Source organism: Chromobacterium sphagni (genome assembly GCF_001855555.1).
In the GTDB taxonomy this organism is placed as follows: Bacteria; Pseudomonadota; Gammaproteobacteria; order Burkholderiales; family Chromobacteriaceae; genus Chromobacterium; species Chromobacterium sphagni.
The window spans coordinates 1-17,289 of the sequence record NZ_MKCT01000087.1 but is presented as its reverse complement, the minus strand read 5'-3'; the positions used below and the strand labels follow the sequence as shown (position 1 = coordinate 17,289).

Genomic DNA, 17,289 nt, shown 5'->3' with positions numbered 1-17,289 from the left:
CATTGTGCCCACCCAAGCCGAATGCGCTGACACCGGCCCGATGGACGCCCGCCACGCCTTCCCACTGTTGCAATTGCGATACCGGGTACAGCGGCGACTGCTCGAAATCGAAACGGGGATTAGGCTTGTCGCAATGCAATGTCGGCGGCAACTGCCGGTGGACGATGGACAGCAGGACTTTAATCAGTCCCGCCGCGCCGGCGGCGCTCAGCAAATGGCCGTGGTTGCTTTTGACGCTGCCCACGCCGCACTTGGCCTGCCCCTGCCGGCCCTTGCCCAGCGCATTGGTCAGGCTGCGCAACTCGATCGGATCGCCGATAAGGGTGCCGGTGCCGTGCGCCTCCACATAGCTGATCGTCGACGCGTCCACCCCGGCGTTCGCAATCGCCTGCTCTATCAATTGCTGCTGCCGCTGTGGATTGGGCGTGGTGATGCCCATGGTGCTGCCGTCCGAATTGATCGCGGAGCCGTCGATCACGCCATAGATCTTGTCGCCGTCCTGCAGAGCGGCATCCAGCGGCTTCAGAATCAACGCGCCGCAGCCCTCGCCGATGCCGATGCCGTTGGCGCCTTCGTCGAAGGTCCGGCAACGGCCGTCGACGGAAAGGATTTTGGCGCTGCTCAGCAGCAGGAAGGGACCTTCGTCCAGCAGGATGTCCACCCCGCCGGCGATGGCCAGCTCGGACTCGCCCTGGCATATGCTCTGCGCGGCCAGGTGAACGGCGGTCAGCGCGCTGGCGCAAGCCGTATCGACGATGAGGTTCGGGCCGGAGAAGTTGTAGCAATGCGATAGATGGGCGGAAATGAAGTTTTGCCCGACGCCTATCACCGCCTTGCTGTCCAGCTGCCGCAACCTGCTGGCATAGTTGCTGACGCGTGAGCCACAAAAAACGCCGACCGGCAGGCCCCATACATCGTCCTTGACGTAACCTGCGTCCGCCAGCGCCTCCGCGCTCACCTCCAGCCATTGCCTGGCCAACGGGTCCACGCCGGCGGCCACGCTTTCCGGAATGCCGAAGTAGACGGGATCGAACCATTCGATATCCGGCAAAAAGCCTCCCCACTTGCTGACGCTCTTGCCGCCGTCGCCACCGGGGCCGCCGTAATACCGGGCCGTGTCCCAGCGCGAGGCCGGCACTTCCGCTATGCAATCGCGCCCTTCGCAGAGATTCCGCCAAAACTGGCCGATGTCCGGCGCGCCGGGAAAATGGCAGGCCATGCCGACGATGGCGACCTTGTCGCTTCGCTCCGGAGACGCCGGCGCGGCTATCGCCTGCCGGGTGGCCGCGAACACCCGTTCCAGCTCGCGGCCATGCGTGGCCGCCAGGTATTGGCTCAATCTTGCCACGCTGGGATTCTCCAGCACCGACGTCGGATCTATCCTGATGCCGGGGAGGCTGCGATCCATCTTCTGTATCATCTGGGCCAGCATGATCGAATCGACGCCATACTCGTCAAAAGTGCGCTCAGGCTCGATCTGGCCCAGCTCCACCTTGAGCTCCTCGCTGACCAGGCGCTTCAGCCAGGCGCCGACGATCTCGTCCAGGCCGGCCTCGGCCGGCTGCGAGACCGGCGCCGCTTGCGCCAACGTCGCGCGCGGCTCGGCACGCCGCAGCAGCCGGTCGGTGTCGAAAACGGCGGGGTCCACCAGCAGCGGCATCACCACCGGTTGCAAGCCGCGCGCCAGTATCTGGTCGAGAAAATCCAGCCCCTCGCTATCGCGGCAGGTCAGCAGACCAAGATTCCGGTACGCCGCGCTGTTCGCCGCCCCCATGCCGGTCTGCTCCCAGCTGGGCCATTGGATACTGACGCAATGCTCGACGCCGGGGCCGAACGACCCCGCCGCCGCGTAGTCCAGATAGGCATTGGCCATCGCGTACTCGCCCTGCCCGACCGACAAGCTCGGCAGCGCCGCCGCCACCGACGAGAACAGCAACACGAACTTGAGCCGCTGCTGGCCGAACACCTCGCGCAAGACCTCCACGCCGCGGATCTTGGGCGCAACGACCCGGTCGATCTGATCCGGCGACTTGCGGATGAAGGCCGGATTGCTGAAATCGACATGCCCGGCGGCGTGGATGATCCCGAATACCTCCCCCATCTCGCGCCGGACGGCCGCCAACTCCTGCCGCATGCCGTCCGGATCGGTCAGCGCGGCGGAAACGATGCGCACCTCGACGCCCAGCGCCTCCAGCGCCAGGATGTTCTCCAGCTTGCGCCTGAGCGCGTCGTCGCCAGACGCCGCGAGGCAAGCCTGCCACTGCGAACGTTCCGGCAGCGCCTGACGCCCCTGCAGAACCAGCTTCCTGACGCTGTGACGCTCCGCGAAATGCCTGGCGCACAACATGCCTATGCCGCGCGTGCCGCCGGTAATCCACAACACACCGCCCGCCGGGCAGGCCGGCGCCGCTCCGGTCGCGCCGTCCTCGTCCAGCCAGCGCATCTCGGCCCTATGGCGCACCCCGCCGCGATAGCACACCTCGCTTTCGCCGTCCGCCGCCGACAGCTCGCCGACGATCTGGGCGCATAGCGCGGACGCGTCGCCCGGCATGGCCAGATCGGTATCGATGTGCCGGGACGCCACCCGGCCATACTCGCTCTGCAGCATGCGGTACAGACCGGTGCGCCCGGCGCCGGCCAATGCCGCCGCGTCGTTGCCCAGCCGTTCCTGGCGGCAAGTCCATTGCGACAGGAACAGCGACTGGCCCAGTCCGGCTGGCGCGTGTTCGATCAGTTTCTGCAGCCAGACCAGCCAGTCTCCATCCCCGTCTCGATGAGCGGCATCCAGCGCGGTCAGATCGACGCAGCCGCCATAGCCGCTCCAGCGCGCCCGGTCCTGCGACGCCGACGCCAGCTGATCCGGCATCAGGACTTCGGCGCCGGGCAGCCGCTGCCGCAACAGGCGGACCAGCGGCTCCAGCCGCGGCGTCGCCAATATCGCGCAGCGCCGGCCGGCGAAAGGTTCCACTGCGGACGGCAGAGCCGGGGCCTGCACCCAGGCCTTGCCGACGAAGCCGCGCCGGCGGCCGCTTGCGATCCCGGCGGCGGCAGGCTGGCCGGCCGCCGCCGGAGCCGGGAAACGCACCCGCTCAAACGGATAGGTCGGCAGGGACACCCTGCCGGCCCCCCGCCCGGCCGGCCAGTCCACCGCCGCCCCGTCCACCCAGGCGCGCGCCGTCGCCGTCAATCCGTCGCCGGCCCCCCCTCCGCGCCGAAAACGCCGCCGACGGCGTCCCCCGCCAAATAAGCCGCCAGGCCGCACGCCAGCTCGTCCAGGTCTTCGACTATCCAGGCGGCTCGGCAGGCCATCGCCTCCCGGCCGACCTGCAGGGTCCAGGCCAGGTCCGCCAGCTCGACGCCGCCCTGCCGGACGCATGCCGCCAGCCGGCCGGCCTGCTCGCGCAACTGCTCGGGCTTTCTCGCCGAAAGCGGCACGATCCTCCGCCCGCCTCCGCCGCCTTGCGGCCGGCTGGCGACATGTTCCTCCACTACCAGGTGGGCATTGGTTCCGCTGAAGCCGAAGGCGCTGACCGCCGCCATGCGCCTGCCGTCCGGCCCGGCCCGCCATTCGCGGGACCGGGTATCGACATGGAAGGGGCCATCGGCGAAATCGATATGCCGGTTGGGCCTGGCGAAATTGACCGCGGGCGGAATGCGGCGGTGCTTGAGAGCCAGCAGCACCTTGATCAGCCCCAGCACGCCGGAGGCGGCCGTGGTATGCCCGATATTGGCCTTCAGCGAGCCCAATGCGCAGAAGCCCCGCTTGTCGGTGAAGCTTCTGAAGGCTTCGGACAGCGCGTGGATTTCCACCGGATCGCCCAGCTTGGTTCCGGTGCCGTGGGCCTCGACGTATTGCAGTTGCTCGGGTGAGATGCCCGCCTTGCGATAGACCTCGACCTCCAGCCGGCTCTGGGCCTGGAAACTGGGCGCGGTGATGCCCGAGGTCTTGCCGTCCTGATTGGTGCCGATGGCGCGGATGAGCCCGTAGATCCGCGCGCCTTCCGCCACCGCCCCGTCCAGCGGCATCAGCACCACAATGCCGACGCCGTCTCCGACCACGATGCCGTCCGCCTCGTCGTCGAATGGCCGGCAGCGGCCGGATGGCGAAAGCATGCCGGCATTGTGCATCATCAGGAAGGACGCCGGTTGCGAATAAAGGGTCACGCCGCCGGCGATGGCCATGTCTATGTCGCCGGTGCGCAGCCTTTCGCAGGCGAGTTCGATGGCGACGAGCGACGACGAGCACGCCGTGTTGACCGTCATCGCCGGACCGCTCAGATTCAGGTGGTAGGCGATCCGCGACGACAGAATGGCGCCATCGCTTCCCAGCATCGCGTGATGGGACAGGCTGCCGCTGCCGGCGCCCAGGCCCATCGAGCCGATGAAGGTGCCGACGCGCCGTCTCGCCAGCGCCGACGGATCATAGCCGGCATCCTCCAGCGCGGTGTAAATGCCCTCCAGGACCAGGCGCTGCGAGCTGTCCATCTGCTCCGCCTCGACTGGAGCGATATCGAAAAACAGCGAGTCGAAGCAATCCGCCTCCGCGATGAAGCCGCCGCGCAGCGAGGCCGGGTCCACCGCGTGCCCGGCAAAGACGCCGGACCATTCCGGACGCCGCTCCGCCATGCTTTCCACGCATTCGCGGCCGTTGACGATCAGGTCCCAGAACTCAGTCTGGTCGCTGGCGCCGGCACAACGGCAGGACAGGCCGACGACGGCAATGCCCTGCCGCTGCGGCGCCTGCGGCCTCGCCACAGGCTCCAGCGCCGCCTTGGCCGCAATCGACTTGCCGGCGAGGTGGCCGGCCAGCGACGGCAGATCGTGGTACTGGAACATGATGCTGGTCGGTTCGCGCAGATCGAACTCGGTGTTGATCGCCTCCAACAGACGCACCGCCATCAGCGAGTCCACCCCCATCGCCGCGAAGGAGCCGGCGGCCCGCAGCTCCGCCCGCGTCAGCTGCAAGGTCGCGCGGAAGATTTCTTCCAGCCGGTCCACAAGCTCGGCCTGGCCCGCCGCCGCCGGCGCTTCGACGGCGACGGCCGCTGCGCCCGCCGCATCGTTCAAGCCCGCCAGCGCCTCGGCGTACCGCGTCTTGTTCTTCATCTTCGCCGCATTGTGCGCCCGCAACTCGTCCAGCGGCCGGTTCAGCGGATCGCGGGTCAGCCGGAACAGGCAATAGCTGATCCATTTTTCCCGCAGCGAAATCGCCATATTGGCGAAATTGCGCGACGAGCGGCGCGCCGCCTCCGGGAAGTTCGCCACATTTTTCTCGACGTCCGGATCGAAGACATAATTGGCGATCTCGGGACTGAGATCGACCAGGTCGTCGAGCAGCAGGCCATTGTCGGCCAGCAGATCCAGCCATTCCGCCTCGGGAGAGATGGCGATATCGACATTGCTGTCGACAATCGAGCCGCGCAGATTGGCGATGAAGTCCATCAGCAGCACGCTGCCCGTCGGCGCCAGCGCGGCGCGGATATTGCGGAACAAAGAGACCTTGTCGGCGATGTGGCAGCTCACCTCGAAACCGATGATCAGCTCGTAGACGGCGGGGAAGCGGTCCCTGGAGCTGTCGGCGTGCATGACCCTGACCCGCTGCTGCAGACCTATGCCGCGAATCCGGCGATTCGCCAGCGCCTCCTGAGCCGGGGTAATCGTGAAACCGTCGACCATGACATGCGGATGGCGCTTCGCCAACTCGATGATGTCGGTGCCGCAGCCGCAGCCTATGTCCAGCGTCCGACGCACCGATTCGAAGCGCTCATGCCGGAAGATGACCCGCCTCATTTCGATCTGCTTCGCCAGCACCCGCCGGTATTCGTCGGCGTAAACGGCCGGCGCGCTGAGCACGCGGGTCATCGAAAAGCCGGGGATCTCCTCCTCGAACGGACAGAAGGTCAGATACTCCTCCCGGTAGTCATCCGATCGCAGCTGGGCGTCGAAAGTATAATATTCGGCGGCCTTGTCACCGGGCGCCGACGCCGGTCTCCGCTCGCCGGCCTCCGGGCCGGCCGCCACCGGCTCCTCCGGCAGCGAGCGCCGCCCGAACGGATAGGTCGGCAGCCCCGCCAACCGCCGCCGCCCCCCGCCGTCATCCGGCTCCGCCAGCTCGCCGCCCGCCACCCAGCGCGCCGCGCGTGCGCGCAAATCCTCGCCCTCACCAGCCGCCGCCCCGGGCCTACCCGTCGCGAACACGCCGCCGGCCGACAGATCCTCGTCCGCCCCCGCCGCCAGATACCGCGCCAGCGCCGCCGACGCCGCTTCACGGCTCGACGCCACCACCGCCAGCCGGCACGCCATCGCTTCCCGTCCGGTACGCAGCGCCCGCGCCACGTCTGCCAGACCGGACCCCGGTTCCCTTTGCAGATAGCCGCGCAATTTCTCCGCGTAGCGCCTGAGCACCGCCTCTTCCCGCGCCGACAGCACCAGCAGCGCTTCGCCGTCCCGCTCCGCCGCCGCTTCCGGCTCCCCTTCACCCAGCAGCACCAGCACATTGGTGCCGCTCATGCCGGTCGCGCCGACCAGCCCGTGCCGGCCCCGCCCTTCCCAGGGTTGCGCCGCCGGCTCGATGCGCAGCGGACCGTTCGCCGCGTCGATATACGCGTTGGCCTGCCGGTAGTTGGCGGTCCCCGGCATCCGCCTGTGCTTCAGCGCCAGGCACATCCCGATCAGACTGACCACGCCGGAAGCGGCGAAGGTGTGGCCGATCAGCGGCTTGATCGAGCCCAGCACGCAATGGCCGCCCTGCAGCGCCTCGCCCAACGCCTGCGCTTCTATCGGGTCGCCCATCGGCGACCCCACGCTATGGCCCAGCACATAGCCCACCTGACCGGCGTCTATGCCGCCCCGCCGCAACACGTCGACGATCAGCTGCCGTTGCGCCAGGCCGCTGGGCGCGGTGATGCCGTTGGTCCGGCCGTCGTAGTTCATCCCGCTCGCCCGAATCACCCCGTAGATCGCGTCACCGTCCCCCCGCGCCTGCGACTCCCGCTTCAACACCACCGCCGCCACCGCCTCACCCGGCACCAGACCGTTGGCCCGCTCGTCGAAGGCATAGCACTCCCCGTCGCTCGACAGCATCCCGCTCTGGCTCAGCGCCAGATAGGTCAGCGGCGAGTTCAGCACGTTCACCCCGCCAGCCAGCGCCATCCCGCATTCGCCCCGCAGCACGCTCTGGCACGCGCTGTGCACCGCCGCCAAACCCGACGAGCACGCCGTGTTCAACGCCAGATTCGGCCCCTTCAGATCCAGAACATACGAGATCCGCGCCGCCAGAATGCCGTTGTGGTGGCTGGTCGCCAGTCCTGACGCTTCCGGCTGCGCCGCGCTTTCCTCCACCCCGATGTACACCCCGCAGTCGCTGCCCCGCAGCCGCGCGCCGGTGTAGCCGGCGTCCTCGAACGCCCGCCACGCTTCTTGCAGCATCAGCCGCTGCCGCGGGTCCATCCATTGCGCTTCCCGCGGCGAGATCTCGAAGAACAGCGAGTCGAACGCGTCCAGCTCCGCCAGGAAGGCGCCCCGGTTGCTGGCGATGCGATTGTCCGCCGCCCCGGCTCCGCCGTAGTACGGCCGCCAGTCCCACCGCTCCGCCGGCACTTCCGCTATCTGCTTGCGCCCTTCCAGCAGCAGACGCCACAGCTCGTCCGCGTCTTCGGCGCCCGCCGTGCGCACCGATAGTCCGATGATGGCCACCCCGTCCCCCGCCTCCGCTGCAGCCGTCGCGACAGGCGCCGCCGGCTCGACCATCTCAACCGGCTCGACCCGCTCCTCCGCCACCGCGTAGCGCGCGCTCAGCGCCGCCCGCTGCGTCTCGGCCAAATGCTGGCTCAGCCGGGCCGGCGTGCTGTAGTTGAAGAACACGCTGGGCGCCACGTCGAAGCCGAAGTGCGCGCTCAACTGCCGGCTCAGCTGCGCCAGACCAATCGAGTCGAAGCCCAGGTCGGCGAAGTTGCTGTCGGCCCGCTGCCGCTCCAGCGGCAGTTTCAGAATCGCCGCGATCCGCCCCTGCACATCGGCCAGCACTTGCGGACCCAGCTCGCCCGCCGCCGGACGCGCCGCCTCGACGCCGTAGCGACGGTTCAGCATCGCACGCAGCCGCTGCGGCTCGCCGGCCAGCACCAGCCGCTGCCCCTGGCCGCCGTGCAACGCACGCTCCCACGCCTGCAGCCCTTCCGCCTGTTCCAGGTAGCGCTGCCCGCTGCTGCGCAGATAGTGTTCTATCGCTTCGCTGCCCACCGCCCCCATGCCGCCAGCCCGCCACAGCGGCCAGCACAGCGCCACCGTCCGACCCTGCCGCCGCCCCGCCGTCCGTTGCGCTTCGCGGTAGTCGGCGTAAGCCATCAGGAAGCGGTTGGCGCTGGCGTAGTCGCAGCCGCCGCCATCGCCCAGCGCCGCCGCCGACGAGGAGAAGTAGCAGACGAAGTCCAGCGCCAGACCGGCGCTGCTTTCGTCCAGCGCCCGCGTCCCGTCCAGCTTGGCCCGCAGCACCTCGGCGAAACCGTCGGCGTCCTGTTCCAGCAGCGAGCGAGTCGATTCCAGGCCGGCCGCGTGCACGATGCCGTGCACCCCGCCCCAGCGCCCGACCACGTCGGCGATCACCCGCTCGACCTGCTCGCGCTCGGCCACGTCGGCCTGGTAGTAGACCGCCTCGCTGGCCCCCTGCGCCCGCAGCCGCGCCAGCCGCGCTTCCATCCCGGCATCGGCCGGCCGCCGACCCAGCAGCGCGATCCGCCCCTGGCAGCGTTGCGCCAGGTGGCCGGCGAACAGCTCGCCCAGGCCGCCGCCGCCGCCGCTGATCAGATACACCCCGCGGCTGCGCAGCGGCGACAGCGCCGGCGCGGCTTCCGCCGCCAACGGCCGCCAAGCCAGCCGCTGGCGCTCGCCGCCCTGATAGCGCGTCACGCCCGGACGGCCCCACTCGGCGGCGATCTGCTCCACGCTCAAGCCGCCGGCGTCGCCGAACAGCACGCCCACGTCCAGTTGCGGCAGTGTCAGGCCCAACGAGCGTTCGAAGCCGATCTGCGACAGGTCGTGGCAGCTGCCCAGCGCTCCGGCCTCCAGCCTGCCGCTGAGCTGCAGATAGCGCAGCGGCAGGCTGGCGCCGACCGCGGCGCGCAGCACCGCGCGCAGCGCCGGCAGCCGCGGCTGGCCTTCCGCCCAGCGGTACAGCACGCCATAGCCGCCGGCGGCGGCGCCGTCGGCCTTCAGCAGCGCGAACAGCGCGTCGAAGGCGGCTTCATCGCAGCCGGCCGCCTGGTAGCGTTGCGGCCCCAGCCGGCGCGTCGCGTCGCCGCTGCGGATCTGCAGCAGCGGCCGCCGCAGCCGCTGCGCCAGCTGGGCGCTCTCGGCGTCGTCGTCGCAGAAGTGCAGCAGCGTCAATCGTTCGACGTCGACCGCCGGGCCGGCCGCGGCGGCCTGCCAATACTCTTCGCCCTCCAGTAGGGCGGCGGGCTGCGCCAGGGCCGGGGCCGGCGGCGTCGCCGCGGCCGCGCCCAGCTCGGGCAGCCAGTAGCGCTCGCGGGCGAACGGATAGGTGGGCAGGCTGATGCGCCGGGGCGGCCGCGCGCCGTACAGTCGCGACCAGTCTATTTCCAGCCCGGCGACCCACATCTCGGCCAGATTGCCGAACTTGCCCTTCTCCATCCAGCTGGCGACCAGCTCCCTGGCGCTTTCGTCGGCGTTCAGCAATCTGATGCTGTCGCGCTCTTCCCGGGTCTGGCCGATAAAGCAGTCCTCGACATCGTGACTGCCATCGACCAAGGAGCGCAGCTTGCGGCGGAGGTCTTCGACGCTTGCCGCCAGCAGGACCAGCCTGTACGCCATCGCGTCGCGCCCCAGTTGCAGCGTGTAGGCGATGTCGGCGAGCAGCGAGGGGCCGGGCCGCGCGCGCTTCGCTCCCTCGGCCCCGTCGCCGGCGACCGCGTCGAGAAAACCCAGCAGCTCGGCCGCGTAAGCCAGCAGGCGCTCCTCGCTTCTGGCCGAAAGCGGAATCAGGCGGATGGGCGCATCGGCCGCGCTCCGGCCGGCGTCCCGCTCCTCATCCAGGCATTCCCCGATGATGACGTGGGCGTTGGTCCCGCCGAAACCGAAGCTGCTGATGCCGGCGCGGCGCGGCACTGGCCGGCCGTCGGCCGTCTCCTGCCTGGTCCAGGCCTGGCGCTGCTTCAGCAGGTAGAACGGGCTGTCGGCCAGGTCGATATAAGGATTGGTCTCCTCGCAGTGCAGCGTCGGCGGCAACTCCCCATGCCGCATCGCGAGCAGCACCTTGCACAGGCCGGCCATGCCGGCCGCCACTTCGAGATGGCCGATATTGGTCTTGACGCTGCCCAGCCCGCAATGCGGCCCGGCCATGGTCCGCCCCTGCTGTGCGTACAGCGCCTGGAACGCTTTCTTGAGGCCGTTGATCTCGACCGGATCGCCCAGCGGGGTGCCGGTGCCGTGCGTCTCGATATAGCTGATGGTATCGATGTCGACGCCCGACCGCTGATAGGCCTCGATCAACAGCTCGGCCTGGGCCTGGGCATTGGGTGCGGTCAGCGACGCGGCGCGGCCGCCATGGTTGACGTTGGAACCCAGTATCAGGCCGTAGACGGTGTCGCCGTCCAGCCGGGCCTGGCGCAGCCGCTTCAGAAACAGCACGCCCACGCCCTCTCCGCGCGCATAGCCGTCGGCATCGCGCGAGAAAGTCTTGCAACGGCCCTGCTCGCTCAGCATGCCCGCCTTGCTGAAGCAGATATGCAGCTCCGGGCCGACTATCGCGTTGACGCCGCCGACAAAGGCCTGCTCGCAATGGCCGGCCTCGATCGCCTGTACCGCGCGGTGTACCGCCACCAGGGAGCTGGAGCACGCCGTTTCGACCGGCTCGCTCGGGCCTTTCAGGTTCAACAAGAAAGAGATGCGGTTAGGCGCCATCGACGGCACCGAGCCGGTCGCGCTATAGCTTTCCATCGCCAGCGACGCCGGTTGCCGATAACCGCCGGGGCCGATGGCGAGGAACATTCCCGTGCGGGTGCCCGACAATGCCTTCGAGGAATAACCGGCATCCTCCATCGCCGACCACACATGTTCCATCAGCAGGCGGTGCTGCGGATCCATCAGCTCCGCCTCTTTCGGCGAGATGCCGAAGAACAGGGGATCGAACGCGGCGATATCGTCGATGAAGCCTCCCCACTTCACCGTTGTCTTGTTGACCTCGGTGTGCGGGTCGCCGTAAACGGCGCGCCAATCCCACCGGTCCTCCGGGATCAGTTCGATGCAATCCCGGCCATCCAGCAGATTGCGCCAGAACGCATCAACGTCCCGCGCCTGCGGGAAGCGCGCGCTGATGCCGACGATGGCGATGCCGGCCGACGCCTCCGGCTTCTCGGGCGCGCGTTCCGGCATCGACGGCGCTCTTGCGGACGGCGCCTCGGGCCGCGACGCCGGCGCTTCGGCTGCCGGCTGGAGCTTGGCCGATAGCGCGCCCAGATGGTCTTCGAGCAAAAAGGCCTTCAGCGCCAGTAGTGACGGATATTCGTAAAAAATCGTCGGCAACAGTTCGACGCCAAGCTCGACGCTCAGCAGATTGCTCAGCTCCGTCAGACTGATGGAGTCGAAGCCATAGGTGCTCAGCTCCTGATCCAGCTCGATCTCCGACTCGCGTATCTTCAACACCCGGCCGACGCTTTGCGCCAGCACCCTGCCGACCCGCGCATCCCACTCCGCCGCACCCGTCGCCTGCCCAACCTGCGGACGCCCCGCCGGCGAGTGCTCCGAACCGGCATTGCTGAGCACCTGGCCGCGAATGCGCTGCGCGTCGCCCGACAACACCGCCACCTGATCCAGCCCGGCCGTCATCGCCCTCTCCAGGCCGTCCAGTCCGGACTGACGCTCCAGCAAACCGAAGCCATAGGCGCGCTGCGCCAGCTGTTCGCTTTGCGCATCGACCCGCATGCCCCCTTCCCGCCACAGCGGCCAATTGATCGAAACCGTCTTGCCGAACCGCCGCCCTTGCTCGAGCAAACGGTTGCGGTGGGCGGCGAAGGCATCCAAAAAGGCGTTGGCGCCGGCGTAATCGGCTTGCCCGGCATTGCCCCAGATCGCCGATATCGAGGAGAACAGCAACAGAAAGTCCAGACGCTCGTCTCGGGTGGCCTCGTCTATCGCTAGCAGGCCGGCCACCTTGGCGGCAAACACTTCCCTCACCTGCTCCGGCGTCTTGTTGACGAGGTAGCCGTCCCTGACCACGCCGGCGCAATGAATGATCCCGCTCAGTTCGCCGTGGCGCGCCTTGATGGCGTCCAGGCAAGCCCGCAGCGCCGTCTTGTCGCCGACGTCGGCGCGGAAGTAATCGACGGCGGTCCCGGCAGCGCGCAGCCTGTCCAGCCAGCGGCGGTGTTCCTCGCTGGGCTCCGAGCGGCCGCTCAGCACCAGCCGGACGTTCGCGGTGGCGGCGATATATTCGGCGAGGATGCGCCCCAATCCACCCAGGCCGCCGCTGATCCAATACACGCCGCCGGCGCGGAAAACGCCGGGTCCCGGCTCGGGCAGACTGGTTTCGACGAAACGCCTGACCGCGCGGCGGCCTTCGGCATCGTAGCGGACCTCGACCTCGTCGAAGGACGCTTGCAACTCGACATTCAGCAGCCTGGCCCGCTCCTGCGCCGGCAAACCCGCCGGCGCGAACAACAGCTTGGTCTGCAAGCCGCGATGCTCCAGCCTCAGCGTTTTCAGCAGCCCGGCCAGCGCCGCGTACGGATAAGCCTCGTCGCCGGATGGGACCAGGGCCACGATCCGCCCCTGCGGCGGCTGCCCGGAGGACAATAAAGGCCTGACCCCGTCCAGCGCCTGGACCAACAAGGACGCGACGCGCTCCCCGCTCAGGTGCCGCTGGGCGTCGAACACGCCATCCAGCCGGACCAGGTCAACATGCTCCGGCAGCAAGCCGGCGAAGTCCCCGTTCTGCCCCACCACCATCGCCAGGCTCTTGGCTCCCCCCTCCTGCGCGACGGCGGGCCGATCCTCCCACACGCAGGTGCCGAACAGCGATTCGGCCTGGGCGCCGCGATCGGCGCGCCGACTGGAAAACTCCCGGATCGACACGCGGACCTCGCCGCAGCGGTCCGCGATGTCGATATCGAATTTCAACACGCCATCGCGGCTGGCGCCGGGGCTCCAGCGCGCGTGGACATAACCGGCAAGCGGCGTATCGCCATACAGCAGCACTTCTTTCACGGCAAAGGGCAGGTAAACATCCTGACTGCGCGCCGCCGACCGCACATCCTGCAGCAACAGTCCCACCGTCGACTGCAGCGCGCTGTCCACGATGCCCGGATGCAGGCCGAACAGCTCGGCGCCCTCCCGCTCGCCGGCGGCCAGGCTGAACGTCGCGACCACCTCGTCCTCGCCCCGCCCCAGCATCTCTATGCAACGGAAACTGTCGCCATAGCGCATGCCCTGGCGGTCGAAAAACGCATACAGTTCGGCGCCGGTCCAGGTCTGGCCGCAGCGCGCCATCAGCGCGCCTGTCTGCAGCGGAGACGGCGCGGCGCGGCGCTCGCCCTCCGCCGCCGCGACGATATCGCCCTGGCAATGAAGGCACTCTCCCTGCTCGCCGCCATGCACGCTGAAATGAAACTTCTGGCCGCTCCCCGCCAGCGCGATGCGGATCGGGTACGGTTGATTGCCGACAGTGGCGGGCGCGCGCCACACCACATTCCGCAGCCCCGCCACTTGCGGAAACTCGCTATTGAGCGCTGCCGCCCTGGCCATTTCCAGATAGGCCGATCCCGGCAACACCGCGTCGCCGAGAACGCGGTGATCTCTCAGAAAAAAATCCTGCTCACTCAACACGGTTTGGAAGGTGTGATTCGTTTCCATGCGACCTCGCAACTTATGCCAACAGTTTTTCATGAACCAGCGGGTGGAGCGCTTTTCGCGGCGGCGTTCCGCCATCAGGGGCGGCGGAGCTGGCCGGCGGATCGGCGTCTTCCGGCGCGCGGAACGGATAGGTGGGCAGCCGGACCCTGGCCGGACGGCATAGACCGTACAAGGCTGCCCAGTCGACCTCCTCGCCGCGGCGCCATCTGACGGCAAGCTCGCCGCCATCGCCGTCGTCGCTCTCCTCCCCGGCCGCAGCGTCGGCATAGTCGCCCAGCTTGCCTATCAGATCGTCCACGTCCCGGGCGTGGAAAATCGCTCTGTACTTCATGGCCTCCCGGCCGGTCTGCAAGGTAAAGGCGATGCTGGAGAGATCCGGCGCCGGATGCCCGCCCTGCGCGCCATCGCGGCCGGCCGCAAGCAGATGCCGCCGCAGACGCTGCGCATACAGCTTCAGCAGGCCGGGCCGCTTCGCCGACAGCGGCACCAGCGAGCCAAGCGCCTCCGGCGGCGCGGCCAGGTTCGGCTCGTCCACGCCGGCCGCCGGCTCCTCGACCACCACATGGACATTGGTGCCGCTCATGCCGAAGGCGCTGAGCGCGCCCAGCCTCATGCCCCGCCGATTGGCGCCCCATGGGCTCGGGGCTTTATTGATGTAAAACGCGCTCTGATCCAGCTTGAGGAATTCATTATTTTGTTGATGGTTGGCCAGCGGCGGGATCTGCCTGTGCCTGATGGCCATCAGCATGGCGATCAGGCTGACCACGCCGGAAGCGGCGAAGGTGTGGCCGATCAGCGGCTTGATCGAGCCCAGCGCGCAGAAGGCCCGCGCGTCGGTGCCCCTGGCGAAAACCTCGGCCAGGCTGTTCACCTCCACCGGGTCCCCCAGCTTGGTCCCGGTGCCGTGCGCGATCACATAGGCGATGTCGGCGGGGTCGATGGCATGGTCGCGGTACAAGCGCTCGATCAGCGTGGCTTGCGCCAGGCCGCTGGGCGCGGTGATGCCGTTGGTCCGGCCGTCGTAGTTCATCCCGCTCGCCCGAATCACCCCGTAGATCGCGTCACCGTCCCCCCGCGCCTGCGACTCCCGCTTCAACACCACCGCCGCCACCGCCTCACCCGGCACCAGACCGTTGGCCCGCTCGTCGAAGGCATAGCACTCCCCGTCGCTCGACAGCATCCCGCTCTGGCTCAGCGCCAGATAGGTCAGCGGCGAGTTCAGCACGTTCACCCCGCCAGCCAGCGCCATCCCGCATTCGCCCCGCAGCACGCTCTGGCACGCGCTGTGCACCGCCGCCAAACCCGACGAGCACGCCGTGTTCAACGCCAGATTCGGCCCCTTCAGATCCAGAACATACGAGATCCGCGCCGCCAGAATGCCGTTGTGGTGGCTGGTCGCCAGTCCTGACGCTTCCGGCTGCGCCGCGCTTTCCTCCACCCCGATGTACACCCCGCAGTCGCTGCCCCGCAGCCGCGCGCCGGTGTAGCCGGCGTCCTCGAACGCCCGCCACGCTTCTTGCAGCATCAGCCGCTGCCGCGGGTCCATCCATTGCGCTTCCCGCGGCGAGATCTCGAAGAACAGCGAGTCGAACGCGTCCAGCTCCGCCAGGAAGGCGCCCCGGTTGCTGGCGATGCGATTGTCCGCCGCCCCGGCTCCGCCGTAGTACGGCCGCCAGTCCCACCGCTCCGCCGGCACTTCCGCTATCTGCTTGCGCCCTTCCAGCAGCAGACGCCACAGCTCGTCCGCGTCTTCGGCGCCCGCCGTGCGCACCGATAGTCCGATGATGGCCACCCCGTCCCCCGCCTCCGCTGCAGCCGTCGCGACAGGCGCCGCCGGCTCGACCATCTCAACCGGCTCGACCCGCTCCTCCGCCACCGCGTAGCGCGCGCTCAGCGCCGCCCGCTGCGTCTCGGCCAAATGCTGGCTCAGCCGGGCCGGCGTGCTGTAGTTGAAGAACACGCTGGGCGCCACGTCGAAGCCGAAGTGCGCGCTCAACTGCCGGCTCAGCTGCGCCAGACCAATCGAGTCGAAGCCCAGGTCGGCGAAGTTGCTGTCGGCCCGCTGCCGCTCCAGCGGCAGTTTCAGAATCGCCGCGATCCGCCCCTGCACATCGGCCAGCACTTGCGGACCCAGCTCGCCCGCCGCCGGACGCGCCGCCTCGACGCCGTAGCGACGGTTCAGCATCGCACGCAGCCGCTGCGGCTCGCCGGCCAGCACCAGCCGCTGCCCCTGGCCGCCGTGCAACGCACGCTCCCACGCCTGCAGCCCTTCCGCCTGTTCCAGGTAGCGCTGCCCGCTGCTGCGCAGATAGTGTTCTATCGCTTCGCTGCCCACCGCCCCCATGCCGCCAGCCCGCCACAGCGGCCAGCACAGCGCCACCGTCCGACCCTGCCGCCGCCCCGCCGTCCGTTGCGCTTCGCGGTAGTCGGCGTAAGCCATCAGGAAGCGGTTGGCGCTGGCGTAGTCGCAGCCGCCGCCATCGCCCAGCGCCGCCGCCGACGAGGAGAAGTAGCAGACGAAGTCCAGCGCCAGACCGGCGCTGCTTTCGTCCAGCGCCCGCGTCCCGTCCAGCTTGGCCCGCAGCACCTCGGCAAACCGTCGGCGTCCTGTTCCAGCAGCGAGCGAGTCGATTCCAGGCCGGCCGCGTGCACGATGCCGTGCACCCCGCCCCAGCGCCCGACCACGTCGGCGATCACCCGCTCGACCTGCTCGCGCTCGGCCACGTCGGCCTGGTAGTAGACCGCCTCGCTGGCCCCCTGCGCCCGCAGCCGCGCCAGCCGCGCTTCCATCCCGGCATCGGCCGGCCGCCGACCCAGCAGCGCGATCCGCCCCTGGCAGCGTTGCGCCAGGTGGCCGGCGAACAGCTCGCCCAGGCCGCCGCCGCCGCCGCTGATCAGATACACCCCGCGGCTGCGCAGCGGCGACAGCGCCGGCGCGGCTTCCGCCGCCAACGGCCGCCAAGCCAGCCGCTGGCGCTCGCCGCCCTGATAGCGCGTCACGCCCGGACGGCCCCACTCGGCGGCGATCTGCTCCACGCTCAAGCCGCCGGCGTCGCCGAACAGCACGCCCACGTCCAGTTGCGGCAGTGTCAGGCCCAACGAGCGTTCGAAGCCGATCTGCGACAGGTCGTGGCAGCTGCCCAGCGCTCCGGCCTCCAGCCTGCCGCTGAGCTGCAGATAGCGCAGCGGCAGGCTGGCGCCGACCGCGGCGCGCAGCACCGCGCGCAGCGCCGGCAGCCGCGGCTGGCCTTCCGCCCAGCGGTACAGCACGCCATAGCCGCCGGCGGCGGCGCCGTCGGCCTTCAGCAGCGCGAACAGCGCGTCGAAGGCGGCTTCATCGCAGCCGGCCGCCTGGTAGCGTTGCGGCCCCAGCCGGCGCGTCGCGTCGCCGCTGCGGATCTGCAGCAGCGGCCGCCGCAGCCGCTGCGC

Annotated in this window: 4 protein-coding genes; all 4 read right to left on the bottom strand. The window is 69.2% G+C overall.

Translation table 11 applies throughout. From position 1 onward, the window contains the following. A partial coding sequence (locus BI344_RS21830) for a type I polyketide synthase (protein WP_139167112.1) occupies window positions 1–3,187 on the bottom strand: 3,187 nt, incomplete at its 3' end. After that, a complete protein-coding gene (locus tag BI344_RS21825) occupies window positions 3,184–13,860 on the bottom strand; it encodes an SDR family NAD(P)-dependent oxidoreductase (protein ID WP_071114898.1) in 10,677 nt (3,558 codons plus the stop codon). The genes BI344_RS21825 and BI344_RS21830, both read right to left, overlap by 4 nt. Before the next feature lie 13 nt (window positions 13,861–13,873). Continuing rightward, window positions 13,874–16,045, bottom strand: a complete 2,172-nt coding sequence (locus BI344_RS25940) for a beta-ketoacyl synthase N-terminal-like domain-containing protein (protein ID WP_338152226.1) — start codon at window positions 16,043–16,045, stop codon at window positions 13,874–13,876. Window positions 16,046–16,299: 254 nt separating this feature from the next. Then, window positions 16,300–17,289: SDR family NAD(P)-dependent oxidoreductase (locus tag BI344_RS26000; RefSeq protein WP_139167111.1), on the bottom strand; the 990-nt coding region annotated here is incomplete at its 5' end.